Source organism: Clostridioides sp. ZZV15-6597, from assembly GCF_020657815.1.
Classification (GTDB): domain Bacteria; phylum Bacillota; class Clostridia; order Peptostreptococcales; family Peptostreptococcaceae; genus Clostridioides.
Window position 1 is genome coordinate 1 of the sequence record NZ_JAGWCT010000038.1, and the last position, 12,624, is coordinate 12,624.

11 protein-coding genes are annotated in these 12,624 nt (G+C 26.4%); 9 read left to right on the top strand and 2 right to left on the bottom strand.

Going from position 1 to position 12,624, the window contains the following annotated elements; all coding sequences use genetic code 11:
- Window positions 1-172 precede the first annotated feature (172 nt).
- Window positions 173-1,129, bottom strand: coding sequence for an LCP family protein (locus tag KGF52_RS10305; protein WP_227827537.1), 957 nt, complete (start codon window positions 1,127-1,129; stop codon window positions 173-175).
- Window positions 1,130-1,497: 368 nt separating this feature from the next.
- Here KGF52_RS10305 and KGF52_RS10310 point away from each other — a divergent pair, with 368 nt between their 5' ends.
- Window positions 1,498-2,286 carry an HAD family hydrolase gene (locus tag KGF52_RS10310; RefSeq protein ID WP_227840114.1) on the top strand — a complete coding sequence of 263 codons (789 nt, stop codon included), beginning with the start codon at window positions 1,498-1,500 and terminating at the stop codon, window positions 2,284-2,286.
- Window positions 2,287-2,424: 138 nt separating this feature from the next.
- Here KGF52_RS10310 and KGF52_RS10315 read toward each other — a convergent pair whose 3' ends face one another.
- A complete protein-coding gene (locus tag KGF52_RS10315) occupies window positions 2,425-2,895 on the bottom strand; it encodes a DUF4358 domain-containing protein (RefSeq protein ID WP_227827535.1) in 471 nt (156 codons plus the stop codon).
- Window positions 2,896-3,033: 138 nt separating this feature from the next.
- Between KGF52_RS10315 and KGF52_RS10320 the strand changes: the two genes are divergently transcribed.
- The 8 genes from KGF52_RS10320 to ptsP all read left to right on the top strand — a co-directional run bounded on the left by KGF52_RS10320 (window position 3,034) and on the right by ptsP (window position 12,540).
- A complete protein-coding gene (locus KGF52_RS10320) occupies window positions 3,034-3,678 on the top strand; it encodes an undecaprenyl diphosphate synthase family protein (protein ID WP_227827534.1) in 645 nt (214 codons plus the stop codon).
- A 123-nt stretch (window positions 3,679-3,801) separates the two neighbouring features.
- Complete coding sequence (locus KGF52_RS10325) at window positions 3,802-4,626, top strand: N-acetylmuramoyl-L-alanine amidase (protein WP_227827533.1); 825 nt, start codon at window positions 3,802-3,804, stop codon at window positions 4,624-4,626.
- 324 nt (window positions 4,627-4,950) lie between these two features.
- On the top strand, window positions 4,951-6,501 hold the full coding sequence (locus KGF52_RS10330; protein ID WP_227827532.1) for a GGDEF domain-containing phosphodiesterase: 1,551 nt from the start codon (window positions 4,951-4,953) through the stop codon (window positions 6,499-6,501).
- Window positions 6,501-6,899 carry an RrF2 family transcriptional regulator gene (locus KGF52_RS10335; RefSeq protein ID WP_227434474.1) on the top strand — a complete coding sequence of 133 codons (399 nt, stop codon included), beginning with the start codon at window positions 6,501-6,503 and terminating at the stop codon, window positions 6,897-6,899. The genes KGF52_RS10330 and KGF52_RS10335 overlap by 1 nt, the downstream gene beginning before the upstream one ends.
- 39 nt (window positions 6,900-6,938) lie before the next feature.
- Window positions 6,939-8,672, top strand: a complete 1,734-nt coding sequence (locus tag KGF52_RS10340) for an Eco57I restriction-modification methylase domain-containing protein (RefSeq protein ID WP_227840115.1) — start codon at window positions 6,939-6,941, stop codon at window positions 8,670-8,672.
- Between the two features lie 230 nt (window positions 8,673-8,902).
- A complete protein-coding gene (locus KGF52_RS10345) occupies window positions 8,903-10,114 on the top strand; it encodes a patatin-like phospholipase family protein (protein ID WP_227827529.1) in 1,212 nt (403 codons plus the stop codon).
- 191 nt (window positions 10,115-10,305) lie between these two features.
- Window positions 10,306-10,566 (top strand): HPr family phosphocarrier protein, encoded by a 261-nt coding sequence (locus KGF52_RS10350; protein ID WP_227827528.1) that lies wholly within the window; start codon window positions 10,306-10,308, stop codon window positions 10,564-10,566.
- Window positions 10,567-10,827: 261 nt separating this feature from the next.
- Complete coding sequence (gene ptsP / locus KGF52_RS10355) at window positions 10,828-12,540, top strand: phosphoenolpyruvate--protein phosphotransferase (RefSeq protein WP_227840116.1); 1,713 nt, start codon at window positions 10,828-10,830, stop codon at window positions 12,538-12,540.
- Window positions 12,541-12,624: the final 84 nt, after the last annotated feature.

Genomic DNA, 12,624 nt, shown 5'->3' on the forward strand with positions numbered 1-12,624 from the left:
GTAGTACATCATGTAAAAAATTAATTAAAATTTTAAAGAAAAATAGGGTTTGTATATTTTTTACAATAAAAATAAGTACACACCTGTCAATTACAAAATAATTTGCTTCTTGAAAGGTATGCACTTACTGTCAAATTCTGTACATGATTTTTTATTACTTTAAATAAATATTTTACTCTTCAACCATAATATCTTCAAATATGAAATCGTGCATTGCATCTAATTCATATTCTTCAAAAGGAATTACATAGCCTGCACTACCAATTTTTCTACCATTTTCAGTAGAAAGAGGGAATTCCATTGATTTTAAGTCTAAGTTTCCAATACTTAAAAGTTTTGTTCCTAGAGAAATTATTTCATTAGGACTCATATTAGTTTTAACGTATGGAAGTATAGTATTAACTAGATTAGGATATTTGGTAACTGGTAAATCCTTAACACCATTTATTAAACTTTGTATAACACTTCTTTGTCTTCTATCTCTCTCATCTGTACTATCATTTTTTCTTATACGAGAAAATGCAAGTGTTTGATATCCATTTAATTTTTGCTCACCTGAACTTCTTATATACTCAAGAGAGCCTTTGTCAGAGCTTTTATTCCATTTGTAAGTTTCAGGTATAAATTTGTTTAATTCTCTTATTTCACTCTTATCAACTGTAACAGTAACCCCTCCTAGAGCATCAACTATATCCATAAAAGAAAAAAAGTCAACTACAGCATAATTCTGTATATCGAGTTGGAAATTTTCTTCTATAGTTTCTATTAATAAATTAGCTTGACCATATACATAAGCATGTGTTAATTTTTGTTCTCCATGTCCTGGTATATTGACATACGTATCTCTATTTAATGAAGTTAATTTAAGACTTTTATTTTTATTATCAATAGTTAATATCATCATGGCATCAGAACGAGAAACTTCTTCACCTGGTCTTGCATCTGTACCTAATAATAATATATTTGTAATATCTTCTTCATTTTTATAGTCATTACTGCTAAGAGCCTCTGTATTTATACTATCATCTTGGATAGTTTTTAATTTAGTAAAAACATATCCATATACACTAACAGGAAATGCTATGACTAAAAGGGCTAGAAATATAACGAACTTTTTGAGTCCTGACAATAATATCCCCTACTTTCTAAATTTTTTAATTACACATAGTTAATTATATTAAAAAATTGTTACATAAGCAATAAAAAACACAATAAATTAGCATAAGTTTGTCATAATATAATTATTTTTATAATATTTTATAGAAGGAAGCGTGTAGTTATTATTAATTTTCTTGGAATATAATTATATAAAGATTTAAATTTTTATAAATTGGTGTATATATTGAAAAAAATATTTTCCTGAATGTAGTTATATCATCTTACAAAAGGTGTAAATTGTAATTTAGAATTTTTGGTGTATAATAGGAATTGAAAAATTAAACTGATAAAAATTAATAAAAAATAATTATAAATTATATAATTTGGGGGAGGAAATGTATGATAAAATTAATAGCAACAGACTTAGATGGAACTTTGTTAGATGAAAAGAGCGAAATAAATCCAGAGTTTTATAAAGTATTTAAAAAATTAAGAGAGAGGGGTATAATGTTTTCTGCTGCAAGTGGCAGGCAGTATCAAAATCTTATAAAAAAATTTGAAGATATAAAAGATGATATGATGTTTATCTCAGAAAATGGAACATTAGTAGTATATAAAGGAAAAGAAATATTATCAAATCCCTTGGATAAAGAGTTAGTAAATGAAATCATAGAGACAACAAGAAGTATAAAAGGGAAAAAAATTGTAATGAGTGGTAAACAATACGCCTATATAGAGAGCAAAGATGAAGCGTTTATAGAAGAAGTTAGTACTTACTATGCAAAGTTTAAAGTTGTAGATGACTTGACTAAAGTAGAAGGTGATATATTAAAGATAGCTATATTTGATTTCAAAGGTGCAGAACATAACAATAGTATCTACTTTGACAAGTTTTCTGATAGAGCTCAAGTATGTATTTCTGGGGTAGAGTGGCTTGATTTAACTGCAAAAGGTGCAAATAAGGGAAGTGCCATAAAAAAAGTACAAAGAATGTTAGATATAAAATATGAAGAAACTATGGTATTTGGTGACCAATTGAATGATGTAGAAATGATGAAGAGTGCTTATCATAGCTATGCCATGGAGAATGCCAATGAGTATTTGAAAGAAATTGCTAGATTTAGAGCAAAAAGAAATACTGAAAATGGTGTTGTAGATAAGATAAAAGAAGTCATAAAAATTGGATAGCCATCTATGATGGGGATCTAAATGAAAAAGATTATTTTAAAGGAATTGAAATAAAGAAATATCAATGTAATTTTCATTAAACAATATTATTAAAATGAAAATTACATTGATATTTGGTAGATATTAGATAACTAATATCTATTTTTTTATAATACTTAATATCTTTTCCTCTATTTGAGATGCATTTTCAGCAGAAATCAAATAAACATATTTACCTGCTTTTTCAACGATAGTATTGTTTGCTATTTCAGAATTGCTTTTTTCTCCATGTCCTTCTCCAAAAGGTGCTTGAATCATGTCTTTTTTATAATTTTCTAGAGTTTTATAGATTTTATTTACATCATCAGTCTTTATGACAATGATATCTTCTAGATATAATTTTTCAGAAGAATTGATTACAAAACCTTGTGTAATGTCTTCTTCCACATCATTAAAATAATTAAATTCTTTTGCATCAAAAATTTTTGATTCTTTTATAAGTAAATCAGAAGACTTTAATGCTTTTTCAATTTTTGATGTAGAAACGTTTTTATAATCGCTACTTGAAGAACAACTAACCATTCCAAAGGATAAGATTATTGAAAAAAACAACATTAAAATTTTTTTCATGAGAAACCTCCAAGTTTTTTTAACTCTATCTTAATTTAGTTTACTACATAATTATATAAAAATAAATGTATTTAATGTTACAGTTTTGATTAATAATGTAATATTTTGATAATAATACCTATTAAGAGGTGATTAGAAATGAGAGTACCAAAACATGTAGGAATTATACCAGATGGAAATAGAAGATGGGCAAGTCAAAATGGAATGACAAAGGATAGAGGATATGAAAGTGGAATAGATCCTGGACTAGAATCTTATAGATTATGTAGAGATTTAGGTTGTGAAGAAGTAACTTTTTATGGGTTTACAACGGATAATACAAGACGTCCATCAGTTCAGACGAAAGCGTTTACAAAAGCATGTATTGATGCAGCAAATATACTAATAGAAGAAGGTGCAGCCTTACTAGTTGTTGGAAACACAAAATCTCCAATGTTCCCAGAAGAATTATTACCATATACAAATCGAATTCAAGCTAAAGAAGGACAGATAAGAGCAAACTTACTGGTAAATTATGGATGGTATTGGGATTTAAATAATATATCAGGAGTAGAAAATGTAAATAAGAATAACATACAGGATTACATACAGTCATTTGATGTGTCAAGACTGGACTTGATAATTAGATGGGGTGGAAGACGTAGATTAAGCGGTTTCCTGCCTGTGCAATCAATTTATGCAGACTTTTATGTTATAGATAATTACTGGCCAGATTTCAAAGGTGATGATATAAAAGATGCCTTTAGTTGGTATGATACACAAGATGTCACTCTAGGTGGATAATTAAGAAATTTCAGTTTTTAGATTGTAGAGTATTTTAAATTATTGAAAAAAAAACTTCTTGGTGGTAAAATAACACTAATAATATGAAAAAATGTAAAAATCTATACCAAGAAGGGTGAAGAAATGTCAAAAAGCAATAATAACAATAATTCAAGAAACAAATCTAAAAATACCAGCCATCTGAACAGAAAAAAAAGAAAAATAAATAAAAAAAAGTTAGTACTACTGATTTGCTTTACAGTGTTATTTTTATTTATTGCATTTAAGGCTACTCAAGGTGTAGTAGCTTTGGTCAAAGGGATGGATAAAAATAATAAAACAAATCAACAACAAAAAGTTGACTCAGAACAATTTGACCTTGGTGATGAAAATGAAAATAAAAACAAAAAATATACTGTATTTATAGATCCAGGTCATGGAGGAAATGATAAAGGAACTCAAAGTAAAACTAGTAACAGATATGAAAAAGACCTCACTTTACAAATTTCAAAGAAATTAGCAAATAAATTAGCTAAGCAAAAAGACATTCAAGTAGTTGTATCTAGAACTGATGATACATATGTATCATTGATGGATAGAGTAAACTTAGCAAAAAATAGCTCTGCGGATGTACTTGTTTCTATACACTTAAATGCAGAAAAAAATGGAAATACAGCAACAGGTATAGAAACATGGTATAGAAATAAAGCTACAGATGGCTCAAAAGAACTTGCACAAACAGTTCAAAGTACAATAGTATCTTATGTTAAAGTAAGGGATAGAGGAATAATTGAAAATAATTTTGAAGTACTTAGAGAATCAAATATGCCAGCTATATTAATAGAGTGTGGTTTTTTAACAACGCCTTCAGAAGAGCAAAAAATAATAAATGAGAAATATCAAGAGCAACTTACAGAGGGAATTGTTCAAGGTATACTTTCATATTTGGATTCTAAGGGAAATAAATAATTTAATTATTATCTGAATGTAAAAATTAAATTAAAAATACAAAGGTGTGAATTATATTAAAAGTATAATTTCATACTAAAAATACTATTTAGATTTAAGAACTATGAAACTACAGACTACTTTATATATGTCTGATTTCATAGTTTTTTTGTCAAAATTAGTTGGTATTTGCAAAAAATAGAGAAATAAAATCGTAGAAATAGAGTTATTTATATGTGATTTTAAGTTAGATTGATTTACTATCAATTGTGCCTTATAATTAATATAGAATATAGAAAAAGTTTGCTCATAAAATAATTTAAAAAATAATATAGGGGAATTTATATGAATAAAAAAAATATAATGAAAATTTGTTGGTTAAATAAAATAGTTTTTATTATAATTGGGATTTTAGGAATAGTTTTACTTACAAGGCATATTGGAATAGACATTAAGAGTCAAATTTTGATTTTATTAATCTTATTTAGCATAAGTATGTTTATTTCATACCTTAAGGTTAAGACATATGAAGATGAAATTAATTTAGATGTCACAAGTAATTCAGATAAACTTATAAACATTACTAAGAATGATAATTTTTTAGAACATATTCAAAGCTATATATTTGCTAATAAGAGAGAAAATTGTGTGTTAGCATGCTTTGATTTATGTAGACTTAAACTTATAAATGATATATATGGTTATAAGCTAGGGGATGAAGTATTAGACAATATCTCAAACAACTTAAAAAATTATTTTGGAAATGAAGCTATTTATGGAAAGTTAAAAAGCGATGTCTTTGTATTAATAATAAAACTTGAAGATAGAGATGAAAAGATTCATAATTTGGTAAACCTTATTAAAAATAAAATTGTGACCTTGAGTCAGATAGATAGTTTTAAAATGAATATAAACATTGAAGCTTCTATTGGTATTTATAAATTTAATAGTAATGAAATTGACATAAAAAAAGCTATAGACAATGCTGATATGGCAAGAATTAAATCAAAAGGATTAAAGCATATAGAATATGTGGAATTTGATGATGCTATGGAAAAAGAAATAAAATCACTTATGAAAATAGAACAAGATTTATTTTTAGCTATTAAAAACAAAGAGTTCATAATTCACTACCAGCCTAAATTTGATTCAAGAACAAATAAAATTATAGGTTCAGAAGCATTAATAAGATGGATTCATCCAACTTTAGGTATGGTTGCTCCAAATAATTTTATACCTATAGCTGAGAAAAGTGGTTTGATAAATAATATTGGTAGATGGGTGATTGAGGAAGTTTTTATTACTATTGATAAGTGGATTTCAGAAGGGATAAATGTTTTACCAGTTTCAATAAATTTATCTAGAGTAGAACTTTATAAGAATGATTTAGTAGATTTTTTTAAGTCAATGTTTGATACATATAATGTTCCTAGAAAACTTGTAGAAATAGAAATAACAGAAACAACAGCTTTAAATGATGTAAAGTTTATTAGTGAGAGACTTTATGAAATTAAATCTCTAGGTATGAATATATCATTGGATGACTTTGGTATAGGTAACTCAAATTTTGTCAATCTTAAGGGGATACCAGTAGATGTTATAAAAATTGATCGGTCACTTATATTAGATATAGTGACTAACTCAAAAACAAAGGTTATGATAAAAGCCATTGTTAATCTTTCGCATGATTTAAATTTAACTGTTATATGTGAAGGTGTAGAGGATATGGAACAAGTTAAAGTTTTAAATGGTATGGGATGTAATTTTATACAAGGTTATGTATTTTCTAAACCAATAGATGAATGTAGTTACAAGGAACTTCTTACTGGAAGAAGTAATATAAGTTTAGAAGAGAGTCTTTTGAAGGAATATATGGCAGTTGAGGAGGTGGAATAATGATTTCAGAAGACGTAGATTATGCAATAAGAATTGTAAGAGCTATATTTAATAATGGAGAAAACAATCCAATAGATGTCAAAACAATATTAAAAAATGAAGATATACCAATATTAACATTATATAAACTACTTAGAAAACTTTGTGCAAATAACTTACTTACTTTTAATAAAGAAGATGGAAAGAAATACATGTTAAATGTATCATTGGATACAATAAGTTTGAGAACGATTGTAGAAATAATAGATGGGAAAATATATATAAATAAATGTACTAGATATGTATCTAATTGTAGTAATTGTTTAAAAGGTTGCAAGGTAAATCAGGAATTACTAGAGATAGAAAAAGAAATCTATAAACTTTTATCAAGAAAATCTATAAGACAGATATTAGAATAATAAATTTTTAGCTTAGCTAATAGTTGGAGGTTTTCAGTTATGGATGATATATCTCAAGATAACTTTCTATTATCTAAAGAGTATGAGAATAGTTTAGATGTAGATACTAAAAAAGCAGGTGGAATATACTATACACCTAAAATCATTGTCGATTATATTGTTAAAAAAACCTTGAGAAATCACGATATAATTAAAAATCCATATCCGAGAATTCTTGACATATCTTGTGGATGTGGAAACTTTCTTTTAGAAGTATATGATATTTTATATGACTTATTTGAAAAAAATATTTATGAATTAAAAAATAAATACGATGAAAATTATTGGAAAATTGATAATATACACAATCATATATTAAACCATTGTATATATGGTGCTGATATTGATGAAAATGCTATAAATATACTAAAAGATAGCTTAAAAAACAAAAAGACAAGAACTGATTTAAAATATGACGATATTAAAATCAACCTATTTTGTTGTGATAGTCTAAAGAAAAACTGGCGATATAAGTTTGATTACATAGTCGGTAATCCTCCGTATATTGGACATAAAAAACTTGAAAAAAAATATAAAAAATTTCTTTTAGAAAAATACAGTGAGGTTTATAAAGATAAAGCTGACTTATATTTTTGTTTTTATAAAAAGATTATAGATATCTTAAAATGTGGAGGAATAGGAAGTGTTATAACTCCAAGGTATTTCTTAGAAAGTTTATCAGGAAAAGATTTGAGAGATTATATTAAGTCAAATGTTAATATTAAAGAAGTAGTAGATTTTTTGGGTGCAAATATATTTAAAAACATAGGTGTTTCTAGTTGCATTCTTACTTTTAATAAAAAAAAATTGAATGATACACCTATAGATATATTTAGAATAAAGAATGAAGATGTATCTATAAATAAATTTAAAACACTAGAAGAACTTTTAAACAGTAGTAAATTTGAATATTTTAATATAAATCAAAACTTGCTTTCTGATGAGTGGATAATTGTAAATAAGGATAATGAATCTTTTTATAATAAAATACAAGAAAAAGGTAAATATAGCCTAGAAGATATAGCTGTAAGCTTTCAAGGTATAATTACAGGATGTGATAAAGCATTTATTTTAAGTGAAGGGGATTCAAAATTAGATTTTGTAGATGAGAAGCTTTTAAAAGATTGGATAAAAAGCAAAAATATAAACAAGTATGTAGTAGAGAAGAGTGAATATAAGCTAATATACTCAAATGATATAGATGATGAGGTTAAAAACAAGAAAATACTTGATGAAATTATAGGTGTATATAAGACAAAATTAGAAAATAGAAGAGAATGTAAAAGTGGAATAAGAAAGTGGTATGAACTTCAATGGGGTAGAGAAAAGCTTTTTTTCGAAAGAAAAAAGATAATGTATCCATATAAATCCAAAGAAAATAGATTTGCTATAGATTATGATAATAATTTTTCAAGTGCAGATGTATATTCTTTTTTCATAAAAGATGAGTATTTAGATAAATTTTCATATGAATATTTAGTTGGAATTTTAAATTCTAGTGTATATGATAAATACTTTAAAATAACAGCCAAAAAAATGAGTAAAAATATATATGATTATTATCCTAATAAGGTTATGAAGATAAGAATTTTTAGAGATAATAATTATGAAGAAATAGAGGATTTATCAAAACAAATAATATCAATTTTATTAAATGAAAAAATAGATAAAGAAAAAGTAGAAAAATTGCAGATAAAAATAGATAAATTAGTAATAGATTCTTTGGGTATATAAATAAACATGGCTATGAAAAAATACGTTGTATGTTAATAATTTATCTAAATTTATAAAGAAAAAGTTAACCATATAAAAAATATTAAAAATATATACTTTTGAATATTTTTTTGATAAAATAAAAATAAATTTGTGCAATTTTATTTTTCTCCAATAACTAAAAGTAGTTTTTTGAATTAATATTTGCTGAGGAATATAAATCAGGAACGCTTTAAATAGTAGGTGATAATATGAAAGGATTAGTTTTAGAAGGTGGAGGAACAAAAGGAGCTTATCAAATAGGCGCATATAAAGCTTTAAGAGAACTTGGTATAGAATTTCAAGGAGTAACAGGAACATCAATTGGGGCTTTAAATGGAGCATATATAATTCAAAATGATATTGAGGTAATGGAAGATATTTGGCTAAACTATGATTATACTCATTTTATGAATATTGACAAAGAAAGCTATGAGAGATTTAAAAATGTAGATTTCACTACGAAAAATATCAATGCAGTTTTTGAACTTATAAATAAAGCCAGAAAAAATGAAGGTATAGATATAAGCCCATTAAGACACTTAATGGAAACTACATTAAATGAAGATATAATAAGAAAATCAAAAAAAGACTTTGGACTTGTTACGGTTTGGTGGGATAAAAAAATTAATCCTCATCCATTGTATATAGAAGATATGCCACAAGGGAGATTGGTTGACTACTTAATTGCTAGTTCTAGTTTGCCTATTTTCCAAACAAATGTAATGGATGATAAATTGTATTTGGATGGAATGTTTTGTGATAATATGCCAATAGGGCTTTTAGAAGATAAAGGATATGAAGATGTTGTTGTAATTAGGTTAATTGATGATTTTCTTGGAAAAATGAACCTAAACAAACATCAGAATATAAATATAAAAACCATAATACCATCAGAATATTTAGGTGGCTCTCTTAATAAAGATAGGGATAATGTAGAAAAAAATATTCGATTAGGATATTTAGATACTATGAAAGCTTATGAAAGATGCGATGGTATTAAATATTACTTTGATGTAGAATATAAGTATGATGAAGAGTATTGTTTTGATAGATTTAGAAGAATGAGTAATGAAACAATACAATGTATTTGTAACTTATTGAATATAAAAAGAGATGTTTCGCTTAGAACTGTTATGGAAAATGTAATACCAAAGCTTGGTGAGACACTTGGTTTACCCAAAAATTTTTCATATAAAGATTTATTTTACTGTGTATATGAGAAAAAACTTGAAGAAAATAGTATAAATAGGGTAAAATTATATGATTTTAACAAGGTTATAGATGTTGTAAATACAAATATTGATTCTAATAAGAATTTAGCATCAAATTTTGAAATTAGACCTAAAATTAGTATTAAAAAGAACAAAAACACAAAATTATTGACAAATTGTATTATAAAAGACTTAAAAAATCAAAGTTAAATAAAAAACAAAAAAAAATTTGTAATTATACTCGAAAAAAGTGTATATTAGTAGTATAATATTTTTGTAGCACTAGTGGGAACAAAAAAGTACCATAGGACAAAAAAGTACCACTAAGTGCCATTAAAGTAAAAAATAGGAAAACAATTTTAAAAAATATAAAATGTTAGGTTTATAGGAGGATTTAAAAAATGGAAAAAGTAGTTAGTATCAAAAATGCAAGTGGATTACATGCTAGACCAGCAGGAATGTTTGTTAAGAAGGCTGCTGAGTTTAAATCAACAGTAGAAGTTGTAGCAAAAGACAAAACTGTAAATGCAAAATCAATCATGGGAATAATGAGTTTAGGTTTAGCTCAAGGAGAAGAATTAAAATTAGTTGTAAATGGAGAAGATGAAGCAGTAGCTTTAGCAGCAATGGTTGAATTAGTTGAAAGTGGATTTGGAGAGTAGATATAATAGTTTCTAAAAATTTGGTATTTATAATCTAATCATTGCTTAGAGTAAAAGTAACAGAGAAACATTAAAAATATACAGACAAAAGTTTGTAAATATTTAGTTTCTTTGTTACTTTCATGTTTATTTAATTAGAAGATTAAGATTATTGTTAATTGGGTATGAAAATACAAATATTTTAAATGATGAAATAAGTAAGATATTTTTAATTATAAATTTGTAATCAAAATACAGAAGATATTTTTAGGAGGTAGGGTTATGGCTTACAAAGGAATAGGAGCTTCTCCTGGTATTGCTTTAGGGAAAGCGTTAGTAGTTGAGCATAGTGAATTAGTAATTGAGAAAAAATCTATAGATAATGTTGAAGCGGAAGTTGCTAAATTAGAAAATGCAGTTGTAGTTTCTAAAGAAGAATTAATAAAAGTTAAGGAAAAGGCTTCTCAAGAATTAGGAGAAGAAGAAGCAGAAATATTTGAAGCACATTTATTAGTTTTAGAAGACCCAGAATTAATTGGTTCTGCAATTGATAAAATCAAAACTGAAAATGTAAATGCAGAATATGCTTTAAATGAAATAAAAGAAATGTTTGTTAGCATGTTTGAGTCTATGGACAATGAATACATGAAAGAAAGAGCAGCAGACATAAAAGACGTTACAAATAGAATACTTAGACATATATTAGGAATCAAAGTTGTTGATTTATCTGCTTTAAGTGAAGAAGTAGTATTAATAGCACATGATTTAACTCCATCAGATACAGCAACTATGAACAAAAAAATGGTTTTAGGATTTTTAACTGATATAGGTGGAAGAACTTCTCATACAGCTATAATGTCTAGAACTTTAGAAATCGCTGCAATCGTTGGACTAAGTGATATAACTTCAAACGTTGAAGATGGAGATTTTGTAGTTTTCAATGGAGATACTGGTGAAGTAATCGTTAATCCAGATGAAGATACTATAAACAAATATACTGAGTTAAAAGCTAAATATGAAGAAGAAAGAAAAGCATTACAATTATTAAAAGGAAAGCAATCAGTAACTCTTGATGGGAAGTATGTGGAATTAGCTGGTAACATAGGAACTCCTAATGATATAGAAGGTCTAATAAAGAATGATGCTGAAGGTGTTGGTCTTTATAGAACAGAATTTTTATATATGGATAGAGATTCTTTCCCAACTGAGGAAATACAATATGAAGCTTACAAAGCTGTATTAGAAGGAATGGAAGGTAAACCTATAGTTATAAGAACATTAGATATAGGTGGAGATAAAGAGTTAAGTTACTTGACTATGGAACCTGAAATGAATCCATTTTTAGGTTACAGAGCAATAAGACTTTGTTTAGATAGAACAGATATATTTAAGACTCAATTAAGAGCGTTATATAGAGCAAGTGTTCATGGAAGATTGAGAATAATGTTCCCTATGATTTCATCTTTAGAAGAATTATTACAAGCTAAAGAAGTTGTAAAAGAAGTGTTAGCAGAACTTGATTCTGAAGGTATAGCTTATGCTAAAGATGTAGAAATCGGTATGATGATAGAAGTACCATCTGCTGCTGTAATATCTGATGTACTTGCTAAACATGTAGATTTCTTCTCAATAGGAACTAATGATTTAATCCAATATACTTGTGCAGTTGATAGAATGAACCAAAAGATAAGCTATCTTTACAATCAATTTAATCCAGCTGTTTTAAGACTTATAAAGACAGTTATAGATAATGCACATAAAGAAGGTAAGTGGGCAGGTATGTGTGGAGAATCTGCTGGAGACCAAAAAATGATACCAATACTTTTAGGTATGGGATTAGACGAGTTTTCTATGTCTCCAATATCAATACTTCCTGCTAGAAAATTAATAACTTCAGTTAAAGAAGCCGATATGAAAAAATTAGCTGATGAAGTACTTAATATGGGTACTGCTGAAGAAATAAAAAGATATATTGAAACAACTTTTAACATGTAATTTATAAAATATATAATATGTAATTTACAAACTTATATTATATAAAATATCCATGTAGATATGTTATAAATAATATGAATAACT